The sequence below is a fragment of the Dyella silvae genome, from assembly GCF_026421305.1.
Taxonomy (GTDB): Bacteria; Pseudomonadota; Gammaproteobacteria; order Xanthomonadales; family Rhodanobacteraceae; genus Dyella; species Dyella silvae.
The window spans coordinates 561,205-586,770 of the sequence record NZ_JAPJBQ010000002.1 but is presented as its reverse complement, the minus strand read 5'-3'; the positions used below and the strand labels follow the sequence as shown (position 1 = coordinate 586,770).

Genomic DNA, 25,566 nt, shown 5'->3' with positions numbered 1-25,566 from the left:
GGCGAGCAATGCGTCGTGGGTACCCGGGGCCCCTCAACCCCGGCGAGTCGTCAGGACGACTTGAGCGTGCCCTTGGGCAGCACCTGCTGCACGGCGCCCTTCTGCAGCTTGATCTTCACGTTCGGTGCGATTTCGACCGTGATGAAGCTCTCACCTACTTCATCCACCTTGCCGGCGATGCCGCCGTTGGTGACCACTTCGTCGCCCTTGGAGAGCGCCGAGACCATCTGGCGATGCTCCTTCTGACGCTTCATCTGCGGGCGGATCATCAGGAAGTAGAACACCACGAACAGCAGGATCAGCGGCAGGAAGGTCATGATCGGGTTCGCCGCGGCGCCACCGGCAGCCGGAGCGGCCTGAGCGATCACGAAAGACATCGGAAGGTTCATCAGCTTGTCTCGCAAGTAGCGGTACCTACAGGAATTTCTGTCGGCACCTGATAAAAGATCGTGGATTATGCCACGCGCCCCCGGACCCTGCATGCGTCACAAGGCCCGCCCGCCAAGGGTTCTGGCGTCGGTGAAGGCCGATTCCAAGGGGCTGGACCGGGGCGGGGCGTGAAAGGTTCCGCCAAACCACCTACCCATCATCCCGACGTAGGCCGGAATGACGGGCAAAAGAGGTCAGGCCGCCACACCACCCTGCCGGCGGGCATAGAACTCCGCCACGAAGTCGTCCAGCTGGCCGGCGGCAATAGCCTCGCGAAGACCGGCCATCAGGCGCTGGTAGTGACGCAGGTTGTGCATGGTGGCGAGCTGGCTGCCGAGAATCTCGTTGCAGCGGTCAAGGTGCCGCAGGTAGGCCCTGCTGAACCCGTTGCTGCAGGCATAGCAGTCGCAGCCCTCCTCGATCACCCGGGTATCCAGGGCGTACTTGGCATTGCGGATGCGCAGCGTGCCTTCGGAGGTAAACAGGAATCCGTTGCGCGCGTTGCGCGTGGGCATGACGCAATCAAACATGTCGATGCCGCGGCGCACGGCTTCCACGATATCTTCCGGACGGCCCACGCCCATCAAATAGCGCGGCCTGTCGGCGGGCAGCAGGGGTACGGTGAAGTCCAGCGTGTGGTTGCGCTCGGCCTCGGGCTCTCCCACGGCGAGACCACCCACGGCGTAGCCATCGAAACCGATATTCACCAACCCTTCCGCCGAGCGCCGGCGCAGGTTTTCATACACGCTGCCCTGCACGATGCCGAACAGCGCATTGGGATTCTTGAGGTCATTGAAGGCGCGGCGCGAGCGCTCGGCCCAGCGCAGGCTCAACTCCATCGACGTGGATGCCACTTTTTCCGTGGCCGGATACGGCGTGCACTCGTCGAAGATCATCGCGATATCGGAATCGAGCACCTTCTGGATGCGCATCGATTCTTCCGGCGACAGAAACACCTTCGAGCCGTCCACCGGCGAGGCAAACGCCACGCCTTCCTCGGTGATCTTGCGCTTGTGCGCGAGTGAGAACACCTGGAAGCCGCCCGAGTCCGTGAGGATCGGCTTGTCCCAGCCGATGAACTTGTGCAGGCCACCGAACTGCTCGATGACCTCGAGTCCGGGGCGGAGGTAGAGGTGGAACGTATTGCCCAGGATGATCTCAGCGCCGACCTCGCGGATATCGCGCGGCGTCATCGCCTTCACGGAGCCATAGGTGCCGACCGGCATGAAGGCCGGGGTTTCCACCGTGCCGCGGTCAAATGTGAGACGGCCGCGACGGGCCGCGCCGTCGGTGGCCTGGAGTTCGAAAGTCAGGGAAGTCATGGGGCAATTATCGCCTGTCCGGCGATTTCGTGCTCTGACGCCCCAAAAAACTGCTCCCAGCAGAGGAAGTGACGCCTCTCAGGCCTTGGGCAAGATCAGCATGGCATCGCCATACGAGAAGAAGCGGTACTTCTGCTCCACCGCATGCCGGTACGACGCCAGCATGAAATCGCGCCCCGCCAGCGCGGACACCAGCATCAGCAAGGTCGATTGCGGCAGGTGGAAATTGGTCAGCAGGCCATCGATGCTGCTGAATTTGTAGCCAGGGAAGATGAAGATCTGCGTTTCACCCGCGAACGGCTGCAGTACGCCATCGCGGCTGGCGCTCTCCAGCGCGCGCACCACGGTGGTGCCCACGGCAATCACACGGCCGCCGGCGGCACGCGTGCGGCGCATCTGCTCCACCAGGCTCGCGCCGACATTGAGCCATTCGCGGTGCATCTGGTGATCCTTGATGTCGTCCGCGCGCACCGGCTGAAACGTGCCGGCGCCCACGTGCAAGGTCACGTAACCAAACTGGATACCACGTTCACGCAGCAGGGCCAGCGTCGCCTCGTCGAAGTGCAGGCCCGCCGTTGGCGCCGCCACCGCACCGGGCTCGCGGGCGAACACGGTCTGGTAGCGCTCCATATCGCTCGCGTCCGCATGGCGCTCGATGTAGGGCGGCAACGGCATCTCACCGAGCTTCAGCAGCAATCGCTCCAGCGGATCGGGCGATTCGAAGCGCAGACGGAAAAACGGCCCGTCACGCCCCAGTACCACGGCATGGCTACCATCCGCCAGCTCGATGCGGCCACCCTCTTTCGGCTTCTTGCTCACACCCAGCTGCACGGTGGCTTCATGGGTGCCGGTAACGCGTTCGATCAGGATCTCCACCGCGCCGCCGGACTCCTTGCGGCCGTACAGACGCGCCGGAAGCACGCGGGTATCGTTGAACACCAGCAAGTCGCCCTCGCGCAGGAACGATGGCAGATCGCGGAACATGCGGTCCTGCCGCGTCTGCGCATCCACATCGAGCACCAACAGGCGACTGGCCGAACGCTCAGCCAGCGGCGCCTGGGCAATCAGCTCGGGCGGGAGTTCAAAATCGAAATCGGTCTTCTTCACGGCGGGGATCGTGGCATCGAATGCGCCATTATCGCGCAAAGCCTCCTGCTGAGCCCGCGCACGCCAAAACGGCCCCGGAGCGATGCCCCAGCGGCGCTACCACGCTTGCAGCGTGGCGTTCCTGGTATAGCCCGTCAGCTCAAGATAGCCGCGCCCCCGCCTGCCTGCGCTGGCGCCGTCGCCTGTCAGCGTGACCGCGCCTTCCCAGTACACCATGAACGTTGATTCGCGCGCATCAAGCTCCTGATCGTCGATAAGCGGGCTCACATGCCAGCGCATAGCGCCCATGCGCACCTGGAACGCCACGGGGTAAACCGAATCCGTGCGGGGTGACCGCCACTGACGCTCAGGTATGAACTCCACCTCAGCCGGCCCAAACTGCGTCGTGTGGCCGTCGCGATCGCGCAGCGTCGCGTGCGCCCAGATGACATGCCCGCCGCTGTCGCGCACCCGAAATGCCGTCAGCGCCGCGCCATCGTCGAGATTCGCGCCAAACCAATCCCAGCCCGCCGTACCGGCGGTCATCAACGAATTCGACCATTCGTGATCCAGCCAGGCATGGCCCGTCACGGCCACGCTTTCGCTCGCCGCGCCGGTTGCCGAGGGCCGCCTCACGCTGCCGTGCACCTTCAATTGCGGTTCGCTGTAGTAGTAACTCGCCTGTCCCGCGAGCGGCCCCTTGCGCGAGTAGCCTTGTTCGCCCTGCAACATGAGCGGTTGCGTGGGCGTCAGCGTGATATGAAGCGCCAGGCCCGTGGCATCGGCCACCACCGTATAGGTGCCGTCCGGCGCGCGCGTCATGTGCCAGGTATCGAGCCTGAGATCGGTTTGGCCGACCTTCGCGTACGCCAGGCCAAAGCCCTGACGCGCAATGTTCTGATCATGCACGAGCCGGCCATACGCTGGGTCGGCGAGCGCCACGTGCGCAATGATCAATTGCGACGGATCGAACGCGCTCACATCCTCTCCACCCTTCGCCTCATGAGTCGTGCCCGAGCGGAAAAACGTCACCTGAAAGCCGAGAGGTTGATGATCCGGCGTCTCAAGCCAACCGGTGACGTACCACCATTCGATGCGATAGGCGGGATGCGCGCCGCTATCTTTCGGCCAGTCGATCGCTCGCCCCGGCGTCACATCGGCAACCTGCGCTGCCCCGGCCCATGCCGTTGCCGCGAAAAACAGCGCTCCCCAAAGCCAGCGCATCACCAGTCCTCCCGCACCGCGCGCACCGCATCCATCGAAACGGCCCGATGCCCGGCAAGCACTGCCGTCACGCACGACGACACCAGCATCGCGCAACCGATCATCACGATCTCTGCCCACGGCACATGCAGCGAAATGCTCCAGTGAAACGATTGCGGATTGACCACGAACACCAGAATCAGACTGATCGCAAAGCCGAGCGCGCAGCCCATCGCTATGCCCAGCAACGTGAGCCATCCGGCTTCGGCCGCAATCATCGCCAGTATTTGCCGCACCGTTACGCCGACATGCCGCAGCATGCCGAACTCATGTGCGCGTGCAAGCGCCTGCGTGGAGAACGTCGCGCCGACACCAAACAGGCCAATGACCATGGCCACCGCCTCCAAAAGATACGTCACGGCAAAGGCGCGGTCGAACGTGGTCAAGGTGCGCGCGCGTATCTCACCGGGCTGCGAAAACTCCAGTGCATCGCCAAACGGCAGCTTCTTCAACGCATGGATCACCTGCGTGGCAGTAGTACTCGGGCGCAGCGTGATAGACATATCGGTTGCGCTGACATCACCCGTGAGGCGCCGATAGTCCGCCACGCGCATCTGCAGAGCCCCTGTCTGGCGCACATAGTCACGCCAGATACCCGCCACCACGAATCGTTCGCCCCTCCCACCGACCGGCAGCTCCAGCCGCTGCCCCAGGCGATAGCCATAGAGATCCACCATCGCCTCCGAGGCCCACACAGGTGTCTCGCCGCTATGCCACGAAGTTGGCTGAAGCACGTTGCCAGTCATTTGCAGCGTGGCATCAGGGTCAGCGGCGTCCAGCTCACGCGCGATCAGCGCAACCGGCGGCTTTGCCACGTCGAGTGTCAATCTCGACACGCGCGCAAACGCCACATGCGCAATACCGCCCACGGCCGCCACTTGCGCCTGCTGATCGGGTCGTAAGCCAGCGGCATCGCCACCCTGCACGACGCGTCCGTAGATGTCGGCGGACAGCAGGTGCGCCAGCCAATGCTCTACCGACACACGAAAGCTCGCCACCATGATGGCCATCGCGACAATCAGCGCAAAGCTCGAAAGCACGCCTCCCATCGCGATCGACGCCTGCCCCGGCGCGTTCGCCAGACGCGCGAGCGCCAGCATCGTCGCGACATTGCCTTGCCGCGCGACCCGGCGTGCGCTCGCCCTGCGAAATACCATGGCGGTAAGGCGTGGCATCAGCGCGATGGCACCCACAAGCAAGAGCGCCATGGCTCCATATCCAGCGACAGGCACGCCGTTGACCGGCGGCACGAGCGCGAGCGCGACGCCAACCACAAGGCATGCGAGCGCTGGCCAAGGCGTGCCAAACGGCGCCAGCGCGAGCTCCTCGCTGCCTGCCTTCAGCGCGGGCGCAGGCTGCGCCTTCGCTGCCTCCAACGCGGGTACGAGCGATCCCGCAAGTGCCACGCCAACGCCGAGCAGTAGGAAAATGGCGCTCGCGATCGGCTCAAAGGCGACACGCGGTTCGACGCCAGGAAAGTACCCACCGCCGAGGTCACCACCAAATACGCGTAGCGCCAGCGCCGCCACCATGAAGCCGAGCGCGATGCCGAGCACGCCGCCTCCAAGTCCTAGCAACCCACCTTCCAGCAGAATCTGCCTTACCAGATCCATTCGCGTCATGCCGAGCACGCGTAGCATGGCTAGCTGCGCGCGCTGACGCACCACACCGGCCGCTTGGGTCGCAAACACAAGAAACGCACCGGTAAACAGCGCCATCAACGCAAGCACGTTCATATTGATGCGATAGGCACGCGATAGCCGATCAGTACGGCTCTCGACGTCAGACGGTGCGTCCACCACCAGATGTGTCCCAAGCTCGCTTTGTAGCGCTTGTCGAAAGGCGTCGCTATCAACGCCGCGCGCAAGCTGCAGGTCCACATGCGAAAGTTTGCCCTGGAGATGAAAGTGCGTCTGTACCGCAGCAATATCCATCACCCCGATGCGCTGCCCCGGCCTTGCGCGCAAGATGCCGCCCGCCACGCGCAGCGTGATGGGCGACGTACCACCCAGCAACGTGACATGAGCGCCGTCCTGCGCACCTAGCCACGCTTTCGCGGACGGAGAGAGAAACAGAGCATCATCGGCAAGTACGTCGAGCATCGCCTGCGACGACGGTATGCTGACGAGATCGGGTGTCATGCGCCTGGCGCGAAACGCGTCCATGCCAAGCACCTTGAGTGTGGTGCTCTTGCCGGGTAGGGCCACGTCGACTTCGAGCACCGGACTCGCCGCCGTCACGCCAACGCGCATGGCAAGTCGTGGATAAATGGCTTCATCCATGAAAGGCTGCGCGCCGCGCACCTGCAAGTCGGCCTGACCCGAGAGGCTGCGTGCGGCGGCTGAAAACTCGTTGAAGGCCGCGCCATTGATGAGATACACCGCGTATCCCAGCCCCACGCCAAGCGCGATGGTCACCATGGCGACCAGTGCCCGGCCCCGATGGCTACGCCATTGCGCACCGAGCATCCAGCGCGCAAGCGTGGTCAGGCCGCGACCCGTCTTCGGCGTGCTCATCGCGCCGCCGTTGCTTTCCGAGCCCGGTCATGCAGCGCGCCCTGACTCAGGATCAGCACCCTATCGGCAAAGGCGGCGGCAGCCTCTGAATGCGTCACCATCACGGCGGCCGCGCGCGTCGCCTTGATTTCGGCACGGAGCAATTCGAGCACTTCGTGCGCGGTCTGCGGATCGAGGTTGCCGGTGGGTTCGTCCGCAAGAATCAGGCGCGGCCGATGCACCAGCGCGCGCGCAATCGCTACGCGCTGCAACTCGCCGCCCGAGAGCTCACGCGGCATGTCGTTTCCGCGTCCGCCCAGGCCAACGGCAGCGAGCATGTCGTGCGCAGGCGTTGGAGAAAGGTTGTTCAACAGCAGCGGCACGGCCACGTTTTGGTAAAGCGTCAAATGCGGCAGCACGTGAAACGCCTGAAATACAAAACCAAGCTTTTGGCGCCGCAGACGCGTGGCGTCATCGTCGGACAGACTCAAAACCGGCTCGCCGTCGATCAGCACCTCGCCGCTGTCGGCCACATCGAGCCCTGCGATCAGATGCAGCAAGGTCGACTTGCCGACGCCGGAGTCCCCCATGACCGCCACAAACTCTCCCTCGCCGAGCACGAAATCGAGCCCGGCAAGCACCACGCGGCCGCTACCGTAATGCTTCGAGAGACCACGGCATTCGAGGGAGGGAGAAGCGCTTGGCTTGGCAGGGCGCATAGCGGCTCGGCAGGTTGTCTTTCCCGCCGGTATTGTGCCCGCGAATCACCGGCCGCGCCCATGCCCCGGGCGATAAGCCGTCTGTTTTCTTGGAGATTCTACTTACGCGCCCTGTCTTAACCGACAGATCCTGGCGGGCCACCCTTCACCCGCCTGCGCCGAATGGCCCACGCCGCCAACCCCGCCAGCAGCACGGCAACGCCGAGCGCAAACGGCTGTGCATGGCGTACCACCCGTTTCACCGCTACCACCTGCTGGCTGCGCTTGAGTTGCCGCGCGCGATCGAAATCCGGCTCTTCGCAGTTGCGGCCGAAATTCCTGGCCCATTCGACATAAGGGCCCTGCTTCACGTAGCGCTGGTAATACGCTGTCGCACGCCGCACGCGCTCGGAGGGTTCCGCAGGGGCGGGCTCGCCGTAGCCCTGATAGTGGTCGTTGTAGTCCGGCGGGCCTTCCAGCATCCAGCCGGTGGCCTGGCACATCACCGCTGCATAGGCCTGTGAGCGCGGCGGTAGCAGATCGGCCGCACGCGCCGCTTCGTCAGCCGCGATATAGCGGTAATGGAAACGGTAGTCGGGCCTGGACACGCTTTCCGCATAGCGCTGGCGCTCGCCGTCGGTAACAAACGCCTGCTTGAGCGACTCCGGCTCCTGCCCACTGCCGCCCTGGAAACTGCCGCCATTGTCGTTGTAGTCGGGGCCCTGTTCGTAGCCGAGGATTTCCATGCCGTTCGCGCGCGCGATGGCGGCGGCGGTATAGCGCGCCTGCGCCTTGCCGATATCGGTCCACGCATGTTCGCCATCGTGCAGGGCCTTTGCATAATCCCTTGCCTTGCTGCGGAGATCGGACACCTGCAGTTTGCCGGCTTCATCAAACGTGCCGAAGCGCGGATCGCCATCCACCGGGAAATAGGCCAAGGCTTCGTCATAGCGTCCGGCGCGCATCAGGCGGCGAGCCAGCAGCCAGCGCAGGTTGTCGCCGAAGGGGTGTAACGTGCGGTAGTAGCCGTTCTCGTCCTTGGTCTTCGGCGGCACCGGTGTTGCGGGGGCGTGCGCATCGACGAATGCCTTGAGCTCGTCGACGGTCAACACGCGCTCCGCAACATAGGCGGCGTCATTGCCGTAGCCCATACCGGCGGTCTCCATGTCCTCGTCGTAGATATTGCCATCGCCACCCACGGAGACCGCAGCCTCAAAGAGGTGGCCAAGCGCTTCGACATACTCACCACGCGCGAGCGCAAGCACACCACGCTCGCCAGTGAGCAGATGAACGTTGGCGGGTTCGATCGCTGGCTGCGTATTGTCCACTTTGGGAAACGCCTTGGCCGCCGCCGCATACGCCGCGCTTGCCGCCGCCATGTCGCCCTTCTGCAATGCCAGCTTGGCGCGCACCCACTCGGCCAGCGGGCCTGTCGATTTGTCCACGAGTTTTGCTGCGAGCTCGTAGTTGCCCACCTGATAGGCGAGCGCGGCCAACCGATCGGCGCCCTCCACCTTGTCCAGGCCACGCTGTTCGATGGCGTGCACCAGGGCCTGCAGTCGTGGATCAGGCTTGTTTGCCGCGGCGTCGGTTGAGGCTTCATCCGAGGCGCCGCCCAAGCGCGCAAGTGCGTAGGTAACCAACAAGCGCTGCGGAACGGGGCTATCGATCAGTTCGGCCACGCGTTGCTGGCTTCGCATGGCGTTGTCCGCTATCGCCACCAGCGATTGCACACCGCTGTTCGAGGCGTGCCCAGCTTGCGCGGCGTACAAAGTGATCGCGCGTTTCAGATCAGCGCTGGCAATACCATTCGCGCAAGCGGCATCGCTCTTGCTTTCATTATCGCCATCGCCGTCATTGGACGCGCCGTACAGATCACCCCACGTGCACTGTTTGCCGTGGTTATAAAGGTAAAGGCGCGCCTCCTCGCCAAAACTCGCCACGGCCAGCCCTTGTGTGTCGGAGCCATCGTCCACGGCACGGGTACGCGCCAGCTGAAAAGCCTTGGCGGCGGCAGCGCGTTCGCGCTGGAAGGCGTTGGCATCCGCTGCGGACTCGTTGGCGCGATGGGCGTGGATGCGGCCCACCATGAAAGCCGCCCACACCGAGCGAAGCCTGGCCTGATCAGCAGGCAAGGCCAGCACCTGTTCGAAGCGCGTCGTCGCCCGGTCGAGCTGATCCTTTGCAAAATCCACGGCACCCGCCGTGTAAGCACGCAGATCCGCCGGCAGATCCTGGCCTTGTTCAAAGGCCGCATCGCCATCATCGGCCTGCCGCAGTGCTTCGACACGATCGAACTGCGCCGCCGTGAGACCGAGCGATTTGGCCTGCGCGTCCTTGTCCTTCTCCGGCTCATACATCTGCGGCTCGTTGGACGTCAGCTTGTCCGTGGCCGCCAGCAGGTGCATGGCTTCAAAAGCGAAACTGTTTTGCGGCGTGGCCTTCAGCGTGCCCGCACGCTGATCGAGCAATTGGTTGGGGAACATCGGGCCGCAAGCCCAGGCAACGGCGCCGGCGAGCCCGGCCACTACTGCAGCGACGATCCATGAGCGCTTATACATAGCATCACCTGACCAAGGGCAATCCACGCCCAGATAGCGCAATTATGGCGGAAAGCGTACGACGCCCGCTGTCACGATCCGAGGCGCAGCGCCGGTGCCTCATCGCAGCGCAACCATCCCACCGCCAGCTGGCGACCGGCGCGAAGCACACCCACCCGCGTACGCTGCAGGTAGAAACCGCGCTCGCCGCGCTCAAGCGCATAACCGTTGATGCCGTCCGCAGCCATGCAGCTACCGTCGATGTGAATCAACGGCGGCAATGGCAGGTCAGCATCGCCGTCGTTGATCAACCGCACGTCGTAACGGCGCGAATCGTCGGTAATGCTGGCTACCACCTTCAGCGATGCCTGCAGGGGTACGCGGCCAAGCACGGCCAGCCAGCTCGTTTCGCTCCATGCCCGCGTATCGTCGCCGGTCGGCAGACGAAACCACGCGATGCCCGCCAATTTATCCGGCGCACGCTGCTCCAGCGAGGCCACGAAACGCTGCATGGCTCGTGGGTCGGCAAAGAGTTCACTGGAACCCTCAGTACCCACCAACGTCGGGCGCTCGCTTTCGATGGAAGCCACGCGCCCCTGCTCGTCCCAGCTCACCCGCGTGCCGTAGGCAGGCAAGGCGACGCGCCATGATTTGGATGTATGCCTTGCGAATACGGTGAGCCAGGCGCGGGCCTGATCCGGATTGAACAAGCCGGCGCGTGGCGATTGCACGGCATGCACCTGCAGAACAGCCTCGTCCGCCTGGGCGAGCAGCCCATCAAGATCCGGGCTGACCAGCCATGTCGGCAACGCCGTCACCGAAAGCTGTTCATGCGCCAGTAGCGAGGGACGCAACGCCTGAAGGAAATGGGCGTAAGCGGGTAATCGCGAGGTGGCGCAGTCGTGGTCAATCTCCACACCGGCGAAGACGAGCTTCTGTTGCCGCCATACGGCAAGCACTGCCTGCACGTCCGCCAGCAAAGCCGCTTCATCCCATTGCTGCAGTTGCCCTTCGATGCGCACCACAGCCATGACCGGCTTGCCGCTGGCTGCCAGCGCGCGCCAGTCCGGCGTGAATACACGCCACTGCCCGCGTACATCCATTTCGCCAGCCAGCACACGCCACGCGCGCACGGATGGCCCGTCGTTGGTCAGGGCGCTGACGAGTGAAGGCGTCCACTGCCGTTGCCACACATAGGCGTCATTCGCGAGCGGCGTGGGCGTACCCGAGCAGGCTGCCATGGCGGCGGCCGCCAGCAGCCACGCAATCCGGACCATCCATCGGGACAACGAGGGGATCAAAGGCGCACTCGCGAAACCACTTCAGACGCTATTGCACCCGAACACGCGAATACTGGCTACAGCCAACCCTTCTGCCGCGCCATCCGGTAGGCCTCGATACGATTGGCCGTACCCAGCTTGCCAATGGCCTCGGAGAGGTAGTTGCGCACCGTGCCATGCGAGAGATTGAGCTGGGTGGCAATCTCGTTGGCCGACTGCCCTTCGCCAGCCAGACGCAGCACCTGCCGCTCGCGGTCATTGAGCGGGTCAGCTTCCGACCACGCTTCCAACGCCAGCTGGGGATCGATGGCGCGGCCACCGCGATGCACCGTGCGCAACGCTTCGGCCAGATTCTCCGCCGGGGCGTCCTTCAGCAGGTAGCCGGACACGCCTGCGTCCAGCGCACGGCGCAGAAAGCCCGGGCGGGCGAACGTGGTCACGATGATGACCTTCATCGGCAGCTCGTGCCGTTGTATGCGCTGCGCCAACTCCAGCCCGGTCAGGCCGGGCATTTCGATGTCGGTTACCAGCACATCCGGCTTGAGGCGCTGCAGATCACGCCATGCCGCTTCGCCGTCAGCCGCGGACCCCAACACTTCGATATCGGACTCGAGGTTCAACAGTGCAGATAGCGCACCGCGCACCATCGCCTGATCTTCGGCCAACAACACACGAATCATGTAGCACTCCCTGAGGAACGTTCCGACATCTGTTCAAGCAGTCCTGCCTACCTCGGCGAGCCGGACCAACGATTACACCATCACGTAGCGTGCCGCTCGCTCGGCGTCCAGTGGGCGGGCGCGGCGGGTTCGCCTGAGGCATCGCGCTGAAACTGACGCGGGCGCAACGGCACGCTGACAAGCAACCGCGTACCTTGTCCCGGCGGCGAATCCACCTCCAGCGTGCCGCCAAGTGCGCCAACGCGCTCATGCATGCCTTTCAATCCGTTGCCATGCGCACCGACGCCACCGCGTCCGTTGTCCTCGATGCAAAGCCGTAGCGTCTGATTGGCGACCGTGGTGGTCACCCGCGCCTGTGTCGCTTGCGCATGCCGCGCGACGTTGGTGACGGCTTCACGGAGCACCAGGGCCAGGCCCTGTTCCACATCGGCCGGCAGCGACGCCGGCAGCTCGCCGCATTCGAAATTCACGGACGATGACTCCAACATCAGGCGCGCCGAGGCCATCTCGGCGGCAAGGTCGGCCGCGCGAATGCCGCTGACCGCCGAGCGCACTTCCAGCAAGGCATGCCGGGCCACCTTCTCCGCCTCCGCCACTTCGCGCATGGCCGCCTCGCTGTCGCGGTCGAACAGCTTGCGCGAAAGCTCCAGCTTCAAAGTGATCAACGACAGGGTGTGGCCGAGCAGATCATGCAGATCACGCCCGATGCGCTCGCGCTCCGCCAGCGCCGCCAGCCGGCGCACCTCTTCGTGGGACAGGCGCAATTCGGCTTCTTTCTCGTCACTGAGCCGCTCCGCATGCACCGCGACGCCAATGATGATCGACGTGAAGGGAATCCAGATGACCGCCTGCCACACATAGTGCAGCCGCCACACTTCCACCATGCAAAGCACGTTGAGGCCCACCAATAGAGCCATGTACTGGCGGAACTTCATGCGGCTGCTGCGCAACATGATGGTGCCGTAGATGAAATAGGTCAGCGCGCTCGGATACCACGGCAGCAGCGTGAAGGCCATGATCACCAGGGCGAACGCGTAGTACTGCGAGTCGCGGCGCGACGCCAGGCAACAACGCGCATACAAGAAAAGAAAGATGGGATAGGTGAGCGCCGTCAGCACACCCCAGCGCAGGGTGTAGTGATCAAACATGGGTGTGATGAACACCCACACCGACCACAAGAGGTGCACGGCATCCACCCAGGGCGACTTACCCTTGCGGATGCTGTAAGCCACCAGCGAATCCGGTGCTGGTGTAAACCATGCCTGCCACCGCTGATGCATCGTTGCGCTCACGTCATAACCCTCCGTCCCCTTGCGCATGCTACTTCAACCCGCGCGCCGCAGACGCCGTACCGCGAACAGGAAGAATGCCGTCCCGTAGCTCCCCAGCACCAACACATGTGCCCACGGCGCGGTGTGCCCTATGCCCAGTGCGCTCAAGGCAAGTTGCTGCAGGTGTGCACTGGGCCAGATCGGCGCCATGTGTTGCAGCAAGGCGGGCAACATCGGCAGCGGTATCCACAAGCCGGACAGGAAAGACATCGGCAGATAAATCAGATTGAGTACACCCGGCGCCCCCTGCCCTTTCACCAGTACGCCCACCGCCATGCCCATGGCACAGAACGGCAACACGCCGAGCATACCGGTGAGCAGCAACTGCGACGCCTGGGGCAGCGTCAATGAAAGATGTGCCAGTACCAGCGCCATGAGCAGCAACAGCGTGATGACCACAGCGGCTGCCAGCATCGCCATCAACATCTTGCCCAGCAGGTAGGCCCCGGGCGGCATCGGCAAGGCGCGTTTGAGTGTCAGCAATCCATTGTCACGCTCTGCCGCCAGCGAGACGCCGAAACCGAACAGACCGGGACTCATCACACCAAACACGCCATAACTGGCCAGCAGATAACGCGCTGCGTCGTAGCCGGCATGGTTATTCATCACGATGCCGAACAACAAATAAAACATGGTGGGAAACAGAATCACCGGCAGCATGAAAGCCGGTGCGCGCAGATAGCGCAGACATTCGCTGCGTGCCTCTTCAAGGTAGGCGCCGAGCACGCGGCGCGGCGTCATGGCAGATAACGGCACTGCCGCCGTCGCGATAACGGACATCACGCCACCTCCTTTTCGCTATCCGTTTCATGGGTGAGCGCGGTGAATGCTTCCGCCAATCCGGCGCGACGCACTTCCAGCTCTGATAAGGCAGGATCGGCGTCAAGCAAACGCCGCAGCACTTTCTCTGGCGCATCGCTGTGCAGATGCAGACGCTCGCCGTCCCGTTCGGCGCGGGTCACATGGGGCCATTGCGCCAGTGCTTCCGGATCGAGATCGCTGATGCAACGGATGCGGGTAAGCGCAACGCGCGAACGCAAGGCATCCACACTGCCTTCGCTCAGGACGCGCCCTTTCGCCAGCACCACGACGCGTTGTGCCAGTGCCTCGGCTTCCTCGAGATAGTGCGTGGTGAGCACCACGGCGCAGCCCTCGTTCACCAGACGCCGGATGGCAATCCACAATTTTTGCCGCGCATCGATATCCATGCCGACGGTCGGCTCGTCGAGAAACAGCAATTCGGGGCGGCCGCACAAGGCAATGGCAAACTGCACGCGACGCTGCTGGCCGCCCGACAGGTTCGCGTAACGTCGCTGCAAGAGGTCGGCGATACCGGCGAGCTGCACGGTTTCTTCCTGCCTGCGAGGCGCCGGGTAATAGCTCATGGTCTGGCGGAGCAGTTCGGCCACGGTGAGCGTGCCGGGCAGCATGGCCGATTGCAGCATCACGCCGATGCGGCGCCGCGCGTCGATATGCTGCGGGTCCTTGCCAAACAGCTCGACGCGGCCGGCGTCTGCACGTACCAACCCCAGCAAAAGGCCGATCGCAGTGCTTTTGCCGGCGCCGTTAGGTCCAAGCAAGGCAAGCAATTCGCCGCGGTGCAGCATGAGATCCAAACCATTCAACGCTGTTAAAGCGCCGTAACGTTTCGTTGCGCCAGCCAGGCTGGCGACCGTTGTATCAGGCTTTTCCATGGCACCTCCTCCTTGCCCGCCATGCTAGGCACGGCAAGGGTTTGTACGCAGTTGCCGCCGTCAGCAGACGTGGGTGACAAGCGTCACACGGGGTACCGGCCGCGACCATGCCGCGCTATGCTCGGTACGTCGTTGCAGTGCACATCCGTGAAGGATCGCAGTGCGACATGACCCAACCGGGTCACGGAAACGCTGAACAGTCACGCGTTTCCACCACGCATTCATTGACACATCGATGCGCATGCCATCGGGACGGCAGGCAAGTCGACCTTGGAGGAGGAACCTATGGGCGTGATTGATCAGCTGCGCGAACTGCGCGAATTTGGCGGCGCACCGCAGACCACCGGTCTCGACGACGCCACGATCGAACGTTTTGCTGCCAGCTACCCTGAGCTGGTGCAGGCGATCGGTGAAGCCGTTGCGCGCCATCGCGAGCTGCGCAGTGAATTTGGTGATTTCCTGAAGCTGGACGAATCTGAGCAGCTGGCGACGTCGCAGGCGGAGTTCGTCAACTTCTATCCGGACGATGCGATCAACCCGTACCTGCCGGCGGCCGCGCGCGGTCCGTGGGTGGTGAGCCTGAAGGGCGCGGTGATCCACGATAACGGCGGCTACGGCATGCTGGGCTTCGGCCACAATCATGCGGCTATCGATGCAGCGCTGGCGCGCCCGCAGGTGATGGCCAACGTGATGACGCCGAGCATCTCGCAGATGCAGTTCACCAAGGCGATGGATCGCGAACTCGGCCGCCATCGCGGCGGCAATCCGTACTCGCGCTACCTCTGCCTCAACTCCGGTTCCGAAGCGGTGGGCCTTGCCTGTCGTATCGCTGACGTCAACGCGAAGTTGATGACCGATGCCGGTGCCCGTCATGCCGGCCGCGTCATCAAGCGCCTGGCGGTCAAGGGTGCCTTCCATGGCCGCACCGACAAGCCGGCGCTGTATTCCGACTCCACCCGCAAGACCTATCTGCAGCATCTGGCCAGCTACCGTCACGAAGACACGCTGATCACGGTGCAGCCTTACGACATCGCGCAGCTCGAAGCCGCGTTTGCCGATGCGGAAAAGAACGGCTGGTTCATCGAAGCGATGTTCCTCGAACCGGTGATGGGCGAAGGCGATCCGGGCCGTGCGGTGACGCCGGAGTTCTACCAGAAGGCCCGCGCGCTCACCGAAGCGCATGGCACGTTGCTGATGGTCGATTCGATCCAGGCCGGCCTGCGCGCGCATGGCGTGCTCTCGCTTACCGATTACCCGGGCTTCGAGAAGCTCGCCCCGCCGGATATGGAGACCTTCTCCAAGGCACTCAACGCCGGCCAGTATCCCTTGTCCGTGCTCGCCGTGAATGCGCGTACCGCGGAGCTTTACCGCAAGGGCATCTACGGCAACACGATGACCGCGAACCCGCGCGCACTCGACGTAGCACTGGCGACGCTTAACGAGCTCACTGACGACGTGCGCAACAACATCCGCGAGCGCGGCAAGGAATTTGTCGACAAGCTCAACGTGCTGAAGAACGAACTGGGCGGTCTGATCACCAAGGTGCAAGGCACCGGCCTGCTGTTCTCGTGCGAGTTGTCGCCGGAGTTCAAGTGCTATGGCGCGGACTCCACCGAGGAGTACATGCGCGAGCGCGGCGTGGGCGTGATCCATGGCGGCACCAACTCGCTGCGCTTCACCCCGCACTTCCTGGTGACCAGCGCCGAAGTGGATCTGGTGGTCTCGCACGTTCGCCAGGCACTGCTGCAGGGTCCGCGCAAGCTCAAGGCCGAAGCAGCCTGAGCGACAGGATGACCAGCGCCGCTCGCTGAGCGGCGTTGGCACGGCACCCAAGGAAGGCCATGTCCGGTGACGGGCGTGGCCTTTCCTCTTGGAATCGTTTGGTTAGCGGTTAGCCACCTGCGGCCTGGCTGAACGATGTGCACGGGAGGCCTCGGCGCCCCTCCCCGGTACCCGGCCGGCAGTCATAGACTTGCGCCGCCGGCACTCGCCGGTCATCAAGGAGGGTACCCGCATGTCTTCGCGTTTGAGCCTGATGGTTGCCAGCGTCGCGCTGGCCTTTGCCGCATCCACCGCTTTTGCCGCGCCGCAGGCCGCCAGCAGCAGCGCACCCGCCAAGAACTCGCAGCAGCAGCGCATGACCGACTGCAACAAGCAGGCGACGGGCAAGACCGGTGATGAGCGCAAAGCCTTTATGAGCACCTGCCTCAAGGGTGAAACCCCGGCCGCCGAGCCAGCCAAGCAGACCCAGCAGGAAAAAATGAAAGCCTGCAACGCCGACCCGCAGGCCAAGTCGCTGAAGGGCGATGCCCGCAAGCAGTTCATGAGCAACTGCCTCAAGAGCGATGCCGCTCCGGCTGCGCACTGATCGCCGATCAAGTGACAGCTGCAAGGGTGCCGGTCATGCCGGCACCCTTTTTTATGGCCCGGCCATGCCTTTCTATGGGAGCGCACCCTGTGCGCGACTGGCCCGCGACGCCGTAACACCTCCGAGGTCGCGCACGGGGTGCGCTCCCACAACCACACCGGTCGACATGATTTACATGCCTGTGCACTTCACGCTCCCTGGGCGACAATCGCGTCATTGCCATCGCCGGATCAGCCCATGAAGATCGTCGAAGTCTGCCATCCGCTTATCCAGCACAAGCTCGGCCTGATGCGCCGCGCCGGCATCAGCACCAAGGAGTTCCGCGAGCTGGCCTCCGAGGTTGCCGCGCTGCTCACCTACGAGGCCACCAAGGATCTCGAAACCGTTGAGCAGACCATTGAAGGCTGGGCCGGGCCGCTGACGGTGCGACAGATCAAGGGCAAGAAAGTCACTATCGTGCCAATCCTTCGTGCAGGCCTGGGGATGCTGCCGGGCGTGCTCGACCTGATTCCCGCCGCAAAAGTCAGCGTGGTGGGTCTGCAGCGTGACGAGGAAACGCTGAAACCGATCACGTACTACGAAAAGCTGACCGGACGCATGGATGAGCGCATCGCGCTGATTGTCGATCCCATGCTGGCCACCGCAGGCACCCTGGTAGCCACGGTCGACATGCTCAAGGCGGCGGGATGCAAACGCATCAAGGGTCTGTTCCTGGTCGCGGCGCCGGAGGGACTCAAGCGCATGGAAGCGGCGCATCCCGATGTGGAGATCTACACCGCTGCCATCGATGAGCGGCTCAACGAACACGGTTACATCCTGCCCGGCCTCGGCGATGCGGGCGACAAGATCTTCGGCACCAAGCAGTTGCCGGCCGGCTGAGCCAGACAACACCCCGCCACCTCAAAAGGCCTCGCCATCCGGCGGGGCTTTTTTTTTGGGCACAAGGTGAGAACTGCAGCACGAAAGTCATCGAAACGACACGTACTCATGCCATCTTTCCTGCGCTTCTTTGGCCATCCAAATCAAGCGTAAGAATCTGAATAAAATCATCTTTTTTTGATTTATGGCTAAAGTTGCCGCGCGGTGAGCCGACAGCTCTTGCAGTTCCCTCACCCAGATCCCCCCATGTTGAAACTACCGAAGTGGATGCCCGGACTGACGCTGCGCAAGCGACTGCTGCTGCGCCTGTTATCCATTCTTGGCTTGCTGGCTGTGATGTGCGTGGCAGGTCTGATCCAACTGCACCGCGCTGACACGCGCATCCAGGGCCTGGTGGAAGGTTCACTCAGCCCTGTCGCCGACGTTGGCCGCGTGCAGAACGACTACAACAGCAGCCTGCAGGCGCTCGTGCATGCGGTGCTGTCGCAGTTGCCCTCGGCCGTGGAAGACGCGCACACGCGCATTCACACCGATCGCGTGGATGCCGAGCGGCATTGGAAGGCCCTGCTGGGCAGTGAGCTGGCGCAGGAGCAGGCGTCGTCGCTGAAGGTCGCCGCCGTGCATCGCGCCGAAGCCGACCGCACCATCGACGAAGCGCTGGCGCTGCTCGATGCGGGGCAGTTCGATCTCGGCGGCCTCAAGCTCAGCACGGAGGTGCAGCCTGCTTACGAGCCGCTGCAAAGCGATTTCGCCAATCTGTTCGAGGCCGCCCTCGCCAAAGGCAATCAGCAGGTGCAGACGCAGCACCAGGCCAACCGCGAAGGCATCATCCTGTTGCTGGCTTTGCTGGCTGCCGCCCTGCTTACCACCATTTTTCTCGACGGCGCGCTGATGCGCTCGCTGATGCAACGCCTGAACCTGGCCACCCACGTAGCACAACGCATTGCTTCGGGCACGCTTGGCGAATCGGTTGACGCAGGTGTTGAGGATGAACTTGGCAAGCTGTTGCGCGCGCTTGCCTCCATGGACGCTCAGCTTGCCAACGTGCTCACCCAGGTGCGCGCCACTGCGCTCTCTGTGGATGAGCGCGCGCATCGCCTTGCTCGCAACAACGAAGCGCTGAGCCACCGCACGCAGACGCAGGCGGCCGGGCTTGAAGAAACCGCCGCCTCGATGGAGCACATGGCCGCCAGCGCCGTGCAAGGTGCAGGCCACGCTGACGGTGCCGCCAGTGCGGCGCGCGACGCGATGAGCCATGTGGCGCAAGGCCGCCATGTAGCCAACGAAGCTATCGACGCCATGCAGGCCATCCAGCAAGCCAGCCATGGCATCACTGACATCGTCGATCTGGTCGACAGCATCGCCTTCCAAACCAATCTGCTGTCGCTCAATGCCGCCATTGAAGCGGCGCAGGCCGGCGAGCGCGGACGCGGCTTTGCCGTGGTGGCCGCGGAAGTACGTCAGTTGGCGAAGCGCTGCGTGGACGCCGGCAAGGAGATTCGCCTCCTGGTGACCAGCAGCACCGAGGCCGTGAACGAGGCGCGCGCGCGCGTCACCTTGTCGAGCGAAGCGCTCGACGGCATCGTGCAAAGCGTCACGCGCGTATCGGGTCTGGTGTCCCAGATCTCCGAAGCTGGCCAGACCCAGGCCAGCGGCATCACCCAGATCAACCGTACCGTGATGGAGATGGACCGCATCACCCAGGCCAACGCCGGGCTGGTGGACGACATCAATGCCACGGGGCGCGCACTGAGCACCGACGCCGAGGCGCTGATGCGCCAGGTTGCCTTTTTCCGTCTTCCTGCCGAACGAGGAAGTGTCATTGGGTCGATGCAGGATGCGAGACCCTTACCGGCTATGACGCCCGAACCTCAGACTGCCGCCGCGGCCTGAACTGATCTGAGGCATGTTCCCCACCCTCGCTTACGACAACTCCCGACACGCCATGCTCGAGCGCGCACTCGCTGCAGGAAGCCTGACACCGGTCTTCCAGCCCGTGGTGCGCGTCGACACGCTGGAAGTCGTCGCGCACGAGGGCCTGAGCCGCTGCACTTTCATGCCGGGCAACTTTTCCATTCTCGACCTGCTCGATCTGGCGCGAATGGAAGGCCGGTTGGTGGACGTGGAACTGCACGCCGCTCGCACCATCTGCCGTGCGTTCGGGAATTATCAGGACGACGGGCGCTTGCTGGTGAACCTCAGCGCACACGCCATCTTGCAGGATACATTACGGCCGGGCGACGTACTGGCGGCGCTCACCGACAGCGGCCTCGACCCCGCCCGCGTCACCATTGAAGTGACCGAGCGCGATGTCGTGGAAAACCCCGCGCGCCTCGCCCACGCGCTTGGCTATCTGCGGGCGCATGGCATCCGCATCGCGCTCGATGATTTCGGCAACGGTCATTCCAACTTCGAGCTGTGGAACGAAATCCATCCCGACGTGGTGAAGATCGATCGTTATCTGGTCCATGGTATTTCGCGCAGCGCCGGGCGCCTGGCCATTGTGCGCTCGCTGTGCCAGGTGGCTGAAACGCTGGGTACCGATCTGGTGGGTGAAGGCGTGGAAGATCCGGCCGACCTCCGGGTGTTGCGCGATCTGGGCGTGCCCTATGTCCAGGGCTATCTGATCGGTCATCCGGCACGGGAGCCGGCGCGGGAAGCCAGCGCCGAAGCGCAACTGTTGCTGCGGACACCTTCCGTTTCCGTGTTGCCGCGCCCGCGTGGGCCGGTGACGCAACGCCCGACCCAGGTCAGTCATCTGTTGATGGACGCGCCATCGGTGCACCCGCGTCAGACCAATGAAGAGGTCATGGCACTGTTCGTGGATTACCCCGAATTGCATGCCGTCGCCGTGGTGAAAGATGGTCACCCCATCGGTCTGGTCAATCGCCGGCTGATGAACGAGCGCATGGCTCAACCGTTCGCCCGCGAACTGCTCGCGCGCAAATCATGCACGGCACTGATGAACAGTGCGCCGCTGGTGTGCGACGAACAGCGCAGCCTGGAAAGCCTTGCCGACGTTTTGCGTGGCGAAGACCAGCGTTATCTCGCCGATGGTTTCATCGTCACCAGCAACGGGCACTACCGTGGTCTGGGCACCGGTGAGGCGCTGGTGCGGCGTGTTAGTGAGTTGCGCATCGACGCCGCCCGCCACGCGAATCCACTGACCTTTCTGCCCGGCAATATTCCCACCACCGAGCATCTGGAGCGCCTGCTGGAAGGCGCGGAGCGGTTTGCCGTGGTGCATGTGGATCTGACCGACTTCAAACCGTTCAACGATCACTACGGCTATTCGCGCGGCGACGAAATGATTCGTCTGCTGTCCGGCCTGCTGAGCGAGCACGTCGATCCGTCGCTCGATTTCGTGGGACACATCGGTGGCGACGACTTCGTGGTGTTGTTTCAGAGTTTGGACTGGGAGGCACGCTGCCTGCGTGTCATCGATGCCTTCAACGCGCGCTCCCCACAACTGTTCGACGAAGAGGACATCGCCCAGGGCGGTCTTCGCGGCAAGGACAGGCGTGGCGAGCCACAATTCTTTCCGCTCACCGCCGTGGTGATGGGGGCCGTCGAACTCTCGCCGCCGCTGCCGCAGCGCGCGCAATCCATTGCCATGCTGGCCGCTCGCGCCAAGCGTCGTGCCAAGCGCGACAGCACCGGCCTGCATATCACCTCTCGCGTAACCGAGGCCACCGGCTAAACAAAGGCCCCGCCCGTTGCCGGGCAGGGCCTCGTCATACGTTATCGGCAGGCCGTCAGCGGCGGAAGCGATCTGTCGCCTGCACCAGTTCCGAGATATTGCCCGGCTCGAACGCCGAGTGACCCGCATCCTGCACGACGCGCAGATCGGCCTCCGGCCATGCGCGATGCAGGTCCCAGGCGCTGCGCATGGGGCACACCACGTCATAGCGGCCCTGCACGATCACTGCAGGAATCTTGCGGATGCGTTCGACGTTCCGCAGCAGCTGATCGTCATGTTCGAAGAAGCCGCCGTGCACGAAGTAATGGCATTCGATACGCGCGAAGGCCAGCGCAAACTCGTCCTCGCCGCTTGATTCGATATGCGCGGTGTCCTGCCACAAATAGCTGGTAGCCCCCTCCCACACCGACCACGCACGCGCCGCTTTCACGCGCACTTCCGGATCGGTGCTGGTGAGGCGGCGGTAGTAGGCGCTCATCAGATCGCCACGCTCGACCTCGGGGATCGCCGCAAGATACGTCTCCCATGCATCCGGATACAGCGCATCGCAGCCCTTCTGGTAGAACCATTCCAGTTCCCAGCGGCGCAGCATGAAGATGCCGCGCAGCACCAGCTCGGTAACGCGATCGGGATGCGTCTGCGCGTAAGCCAGCGCCAGCGTGGAGCCCCATGACCCACCGAACACCTGCCAGCGATCAATGCCCAGGTGCGTACGGACGCGCTCGATATCGTTGACCAGATGCCAGGTGGTGTTGTCCTTCAGCTCAGCATGCGGCGTGGACTTGCCGCAACCACGCTGGTCGAACAGCACGATGCGATAAACGGCGGGATCGAAGAAGCGGCGGCATTTCGGATTGGTGCCGCCACCCGGGCCACCATGCAGGAACACCACCGGCTTGCCGTTCGGGTTGCCGCTCTGTTCGTAGTACAGCGTGTGCAAGTCCGAGACCTTGAGCATGCCGGTGTCGTACGGCTCGATCTCGGGATACAAGGTGCGAAGTTCCTGCGACATGCCGGGGCTCCTGAAGCGGCGGGGACGGCTGATTAGGCTAACACGCCGCCCCGCTATGCCTGAGCCGCCCCATGGCCAGGCGGAGCTCCTCCGCCCGGCCACCTGGGACCCGCCTTCGCCTTACGGCTTGCCCACCGTCAGCACGGTGAAGCTATCGGGCTTGATGGCCGGGTGATGACCCTCCTGTGCCGGTCCGGCCAGCGTGGCGGCCGACAGGTACAGGCGATGCAGCTTGGGATCGAGCGTCATCGTGCGCGCGCTGGGCTGGGTGGGAATGGTCGCCGCGACGCTGTAATGATCCGCGTCGGCCTGATGCACCGCCGTGATGTCGCCACTTTCACCGTTGGAGCTAAAGACCATACCGGTGCCCTCGTCGAACACCACCGCATCCGGGCCTTCGCCAATCGCCACGCTGGCCACCAGCTTGCCGCTGTCCGCATCGACCACGGCCATCTGCTTGTTGTCGCAAACGGAGAACAGGCGGCGATGCGTCATATCCATTGCAAGGCCACTCGGCGACTCGCAGGAACCCAGTGACCAGGTCGCCACGACCTTGTTGGTCTTGGCATCGATTTTCGCGAGCTTGGCGGTGCCCTCGAGATTCACATAGACATTGCCCTTGCCGTCCGATACCGCAAATTCGGGCTTGTCGCCCAGCGGCACGGTAGCGACCACAGCGTTGTGGGAGGGATCGATGACGCTGACCGACTGCCCCTTACCGTTGAAGGTCATCACGTGCTTGGAGGCCGAGTCGTAAAGGATCGCATCCGGCTTCTCGCCGGTGCCGTTGACGGTACCGACCACGGCCAGCGTATCGAGATCGAACACCGTCACCGAGGCGGTCTGGCCATTGCTGGTGTAGCCGCGATGCGCGTCCTGATCGATGGCGATGCCGTGCACACCTGCCGTGCCGGGAATGGTGCCGATGCGCTTGTTCTGATCCACATCGACCACTTCCACGCGGTCGCCGCGGCTGACGAACAGATGCCGGCGCTGTGCGTCGAAGTTGAGATAGTCCCAGCCACCCGGGCCACCCAGCTTCAATTGAGACAACACGCGGTAATCGGCGACTTGCGGGGCAGCCATGACGTGGGATGCACCAAGCACAAGCAGTGCTGAAACCAGAGCCTTGCAGAGGGGTCGTTGCATGGTCGGAACCACCAGAGATTGAGGTTCTCCGAGCATGCAGCGACGGCCTTAGCACTGGCTTAGGCGGAGCCCACCGACTTCAAGAGTCCCTTCACGAGTTCCACCCATCGCATCCGCCCTCACCGTCATCCCCGCGAAAGCGGGGATCCAGTGACTTTAGGTTCTCCCTCAACGCCAAAAGGCACTGGATCCCCGCTTTCGCGGGGATGACGGTGAGGTAATTACCAAGCGATGCAGGGCCTTAAGCAAACAGCTTGCCCGGATTAAGCACGCCCTTGGGATCAAACACCCCGCGCACACCACGCATCAACGCAATCTCCGCCTCGCTGCGGGTGCTACCGAGATAGGCCCGCTTGACCAGCCCGATACCGTGCTCGGCGGAGATGCTGCCGCCATGGCGCTGCAGTGTCTCGGCCAGCAGCTTGGTCACGTGTTCGCATTGCGTGATGAAGTCGCTTTCGGACAGCTCCGCCGGGCGCAATACATTGATGTGCAGGTTGCCGTCGCCGATGTGGCCAAACCAGACCACCTCGAAGTGCGGATACTCACTGCCAAGCAAGGACTGGATCTCGTGCAGGAATACCGGCAGCGCACTGATGCGCAACGAGATGTCGTTTTTGTATGGACGATGCGGTGCCAGGCTCTCGGTGATGCCTTCGCGCAGACGCCACAACGCCGCTGCCTGAGCCTCGCTCTGGGCCATGACGCCATCGCTGATCCAGCTACGCTCCACGCCAAGCTCGAAGGCCGCCAAAGCGGCGTCCTGCGAAGACTCGTCCGCATCGAACTCGGTGACCACGTAGTAAGGGTGATCGCCGTCGATGGCGCGTTGCGCTCCGTGCGCCAGCACGTGCCGCAAGGCAACATCGGTAAAGAACTCGAAGGCCTGCAAGGCGAGGCGTGAGCGGAACAGCGCGAACACCTCCATCAGAGCATCCATGGTCGGCAATGCCAGCAGCATCACCTGTGATGGCGGCGGCGGATCGGTGAGGCGCAAGGTCGCCTCCACCACCACGCCGAGCGTGCCTTCCGAGCCGATCAGCAACTGGCGCAGGTCGTAGCCGCTGGAGTTCTTGATCAGGCCGCGATTGAGCTGCAGCAGTTCGCCATTACCTGCCACCACGGTAAGCCCGGCGATCCATTCGCGGGTATTGCCGTATCGGATGACGCGAATGCCCCCGGCATTGGTGGCGATATTGCCGCCGATGGAACACGAGCCGCGCGCGGCGAAATCCACCGGATAGATCAGCCCGTGCTCCTTGGCCGCCTCGTGCACGGCGAGCAAGGTCATGCCGGCCTGTACGCTCAGGGTACGATCCACCGCGTCAAAGCCGAGCACGCGATTCATGCGCTCCAGACTCAGCACCAGCTCGCCATGGGCCGCCACGGCACCACCGGATAAACCCGTGCGGCCACCCGACGGAACAATGGCAACTCCGTGCTCGTTGGCCCAGCGCACGATCGTTTGGACGTCCATCAACTCGGTGGGCAAAGCAATGGCCAGCGGCGCGGGCGTCCAGCGGCGCGTCCAGTCGCGGCCATAGTGCTCGAGGTCGGCGGGATCGGTCAGCAGTCGCAGATTAGGAAGCCGGACGGCCAGATCGGCCAGGCGGGCGTCAGTCATGATGGGGTCCCCAGGG

20 protein-coding genes are annotated in these 25,566 nt (G+C 63.7%); 5 read left to right on the top strand and 15 right to left on the bottom strand.

Annotation, left to right across the window (positions count from 1 at the left end; all coding sequences use genetic code 11):
* Positions 1-50: 50 nt before the first annotated feature.
* From yajC to OQE56_RS06790, 12 genes are all read right to left on the bottom strand, one after another.
* Positions 51-377, bottom strand: a complete 327-nt coding sequence (yajC, locus tag OQE56_RS06845; protein ID WP_425601603.1) for a preprotein translocase subunit YajC — start codon at positions 375-377, stop codon at positions 51-53.
* 246 nt (positions 378-623) lie between these two features.
* Complete coding sequence (gene tgt, locus OQE56_RS06840; RefSeq protein ID WP_267222799.1) at positions 624-1,751, bottom strand: tRNA guanosine(34) transglycosylase Tgt; 1,128 nt, start codon at positions 1,749-1,751, stop codon at positions 624-626.
* A 78-nt stretch (positions 1,752-1,829) separates the two neighbouring features.
* Positions 1,830-2,858, bottom strand: a complete 1,029-nt coding sequence (gene queA, locus OQE56_RS06835) for a tRNA preQ1(34) S-adenosylmethionine ribosyltransferase-isomerase QueA (protein WP_267222797.1) — start codon at positions 2,856-2,858, stop codon at positions 1,830-1,832.
* 96 nt (positions 2,859-2,954) lie between these two features.
* Positions 2,955-4,061, bottom strand: coding sequence for a lipocalin-like domain-containing protein (locus tag OQE56_RS06830; RefSeq protein WP_267222795.1), 1,107 nt, complete (start codon positions 4,059-4,061; stop codon positions 2,955-2,957).
* On the bottom strand, positions 4,061-6,616 hold the full coding sequence (locus tag OQE56_RS06825; RefSeq protein ID WP_267222794.1) for an ABC transporter permease: 2,556 nt from the start codon (positions 6,614-6,616) through the stop codon (positions 4,061-4,063). Before OQE56_RS06825 ends, OQE56_RS06830 begins: the two co-directional genes overlap by 1 nt.
* A complete protein-coding gene (locus OQE56_RS06820; RefSeq protein ID WP_267222791.1) occupies positions 6,613-7,314 on the bottom strand; it encodes an ABC transporter ATP-binding protein in 702 nt (233 codons plus the stop codon). Before OQE56_RS06820 ends, OQE56_RS06825 begins: the two co-directional genes overlap by 4 nt.
* Before the next feature lie 116 nt (positions 7,315-7,430).
* Entirely contained in the window at positions 7,431-9,854 is a 2,424-nt protein-coding gene (locus OQE56_RS06815) for a hypothetical protein (protein WP_267222789.1), read from the bottom strand.
* Positions 9,855-9,925: 71 nt separating this feature from the next.
* Positions 9,926-11,122 carry a DUF3142 domain-containing protein gene (locus tag OQE56_RS06810; RefSeq protein WP_267222787.1) on the bottom strand — a complete coding sequence of 399 codons (1,197 nt, stop codon included), beginning with the start codon at positions 11,120-11,122 and terminating at the stop codon, positions 9,926-9,928.
* 68 nt (positions 11,123-11,190) lie between these two features.
* Complete coding sequence (locus tag OQE56_RS06805) at positions 11,191-11,793, bottom strand: response regulator transcription factor (RefSeq protein WP_267222786.1); 603 nt, start codon at positions 11,791-11,793, stop codon at positions 11,191-11,193.
* 80 nt (positions 11,794-11,873) lie between these two features.
* Complete coding sequence (locus OQE56_RS06800) at positions 11,874-13,112, bottom strand: sensor histidine kinase (protein WP_323748563.1); 1,239 nt, start codon at positions 13,110-13,112, stop codon at positions 11,874-11,876.
* Positions 13,113-13,118: 6 nt separating this feature from the next.
* The gene (locus tag OQE56_RS06795; RefSeq protein WP_267222785.1) at positions 13,119-13,904 is read right to left on the bottom strand and encodes an ABC transporter permease; all 786 of its coding nucleotides are present in this window, start codon (positions 13,902-13,904) and stop codon (positions 13,119-13,121) included.
* On the bottom strand, positions 13,904-14,818 hold the full coding sequence (locus tag OQE56_RS06790) for an ABC transporter ATP-binding protein (protein ID WP_267222784.1): 915 nt from the start codon (positions 14,816-14,818) through the stop codon (positions 13,904-13,906). Before OQE56_RS06790 ends, OQE56_RS06795 begins: the two co-directional genes overlap by 1 nt.
* Before the next feature lie 285 nt (positions 14,819-15,103).
* On the opposite strand from OQE56_RS06790, the gene OQE56_RS06785 reads away from it, so the two are divergent.
* From OQE56_RS06785 to OQE56_RS06765, 5 genes are all read left to right on the top strand, one after another.
* The gene (locus OQE56_RS06785; RefSeq protein WP_267222783.1) at positions 15,104-16,600 is read left to right on the top strand and encodes an aminotransferase class III-fold pyridoxal phosphate-dependent enzyme; all 1,497 of its coding nucleotides are present in this window, start codon (positions 15,104-15,106) and stop codon (positions 16,598-16,600) included.
* Between the two features lie 232 nt (positions 16,601-16,832).
* Positions 16,833-17,186 (top strand): PsiF family protein, encoded by a 354-nt coding sequence (locus OQE56_RS06780; protein ID WP_267222782.1) that lies wholly within the window; start codon positions 16,833-16,835, stop codon positions 17,184-17,186.
* 237 nt (positions 17,187-17,423) lie between these two features.
* Positions 17,424-18,065, top strand: coding sequence for a uracil phosphoribosyltransferase (gene upp, locus OQE56_RS06775; protein WP_267222781.1), 642 nt, complete (start codon positions 17,424-17,426; stop codon positions 18,063-18,065).
* Between the two features lie 246 nt (positions 18,066-18,311).
* Positions 18,312-19,958, top strand: coding sequence for a methyl-accepting chemotaxis protein (locus tag OQE56_RS06770; protein ID WP_267222779.1), 1,647 nt, complete (start codon positions 18,312-18,314; stop codon positions 19,956-19,958).
* Positions 19,959-19,971: 13 nt separating this feature from the next.
* Positions 19,972-21,765 (top strand): GGDEF domain-containing protein, encoded by a 1,794-nt coding sequence (locus OQE56_RS06765; protein ID WP_267222777.1) that lies wholly within the window; start codon positions 19,972-19,974, stop codon positions 21,763-21,765.
* Positions 21,766-21,820: 55 nt separating this feature from the next.
* On the opposite strand, the gene pip is transcribed toward OQE56_RS06765, so the two are convergent.
* From pip to OQE56_RS06750, 3 genes are all read right to left on the bottom strand, one after another.
* Positions 21,821-22,777: a prolyl aminopeptidase gene (gene pip, locus OQE56_RS06760; RefSeq protein WP_267222775.1), complete on the bottom strand. Its 957-nt coding sequence runs from the start codon at positions 22,775-22,777 to the stop codon at positions 21,821-21,823.
* A 120-nt stretch (positions 22,778-22,897) separates the two neighbouring features.
* Positions 22,898-23,863, bottom strand: coding sequence for a YncE family protein (locus OQE56_RS06755; RefSeq protein WP_323748562.1), 966 nt, complete (start codon positions 23,861-23,863; stop codon positions 22,898-22,900).
* A gap of 304 nt (positions 23,864-24,167) precedes the next feature.
* The gene (locus OQE56_RS06750; RefSeq protein WP_267222771.1) at positions 24,168-25,550 is read right to left on the bottom strand and encodes an FAD-binding oxidoreductase; all 1,383 of its coding nucleotides are present in this window, start codon (positions 25,548-25,550) and stop codon (positions 24,168-24,170) included.
* Between the last annotated feature and the right edge of the window lie 16 nt (positions 25,551-25,566).

Coding starts and splice junctions, on each gene's coding strand:
- OQE56_RS06765 (WP_267222777.1), top strand. CDS start 19,972: ATGTTCCCCACCCTCGCTTACGACAACTCCCGACACGCCATGCTCGAG.
- OQE56_RS06795 (WP_267222785.1), bottom strand. CDS start 13,904: ATGTCCGTTATCGCGACGGCGGCAGTGCCGTTATCTGCCATGACGCCG.
- OQE56_RS06785 (WP_267222783.1), top strand. CDS start 15,104: ATGGGCGTGATTGATCAGCTGCGCGAACTGCGCGAATTTGGCGGCGCA.
- OQE56_RS06770 (WP_267222779.1), top strand. CDS start 18,312: ATGTTGAAACTACCGAAGTGGATGCCCGGACTGACGCTGCGCAAGCGA.
- OQE56_RS06815 (WP_267222789.1), bottom strand. CDS start 9,854: ATGTATAAGCGCTCATGGATCGTCGCTGCAGTAGTGGCCGGGCTCGCC.
- OQE56_RS06820 (WP_267222791.1), bottom strand. CDS start 7,314: ATGCGCCCTGCCAAGCCAAGCGCTTCTCCCTCCCTCGAATGCCGTGGT.
- OQE56_RS06790 (WP_267222784.1), bottom strand. CDS start 14,818: ATGGAAAAGCCTGATACAACGGTCGCCAGCCTGGCTGGCGCAACGAAA.
- OQE56_RS06830 (WP_267222795.1), bottom strand. CDS start 4,061: ATGCGCTGGCTTTGGGGAGCGCTGTTTTTCGCGGCAACGGCATGGGCC.
- OQE56_RS06755 (WP_323748562.1), bottom strand. CDS start 23,863: ATGGCTGCCCCGCAAGTCGCCGATTACCGCGTGTTGTCTCAATTGAAG.
- OQE56_RS06800 (WP_323748563.1), bottom strand. CDS start 13,112: ATGCGCAAGGGGACGGAGGGTTATGACGTGAGCGCAACGATGCATCAG.
- upp (WP_267222781.1), top strand. CDS start 17,424: ATGAAGATCGTCGAAGTCTGCCATCCGCTTATCCAGCACAAGCTCGGC.
- pip (WP_267222775.1), bottom strand. CDS start 22,777: ATGTCGCAGGAACTTCGCACCTTGTATCCCGAGATCGAGCCGTACGAC.
- tgt (WP_267222799.1), bottom strand. CDS start 1,751: ATGACTTCCCTGACTTTCGAACTCCAGGCCACCGACGGCGCGGCCCGT.
- OQE56_RS06780 (WP_267222782.1), top strand. CDS start 16,833: ATGTCTTCGCGTTTGAGCCTGATGGTTGCCAGCGTCGCGCTGGCCTTT.
- OQE56_RS06825 (WP_267222794.1), bottom strand. CDS start 6,616: ATGAGCACGCCGAAGACGGGTCGCGGCCTGACCACGCTTGCGCGCTGG.
- OQE56_RS06750 (WP_267222771.1), bottom strand. CDS start 25,550: ATGACTGACGCCCGCCTGGCCGATCTGGCCGTCCGGCTTCCTAATCTG.
- OQE56_RS06805 (WP_267222786.1), bottom strand. CDS start 11,793: ATGATTCGTGTGTTGTTGGCCGAAGATCAGGCGATGGTGCGCGGTGCG.
- yajC (WP_425601603.1), bottom strand. CDS start 377: ATGTCTTTCGTGATCGCTCAGGCCGCTCCGGCTGCCGGTGGCGCCGCG.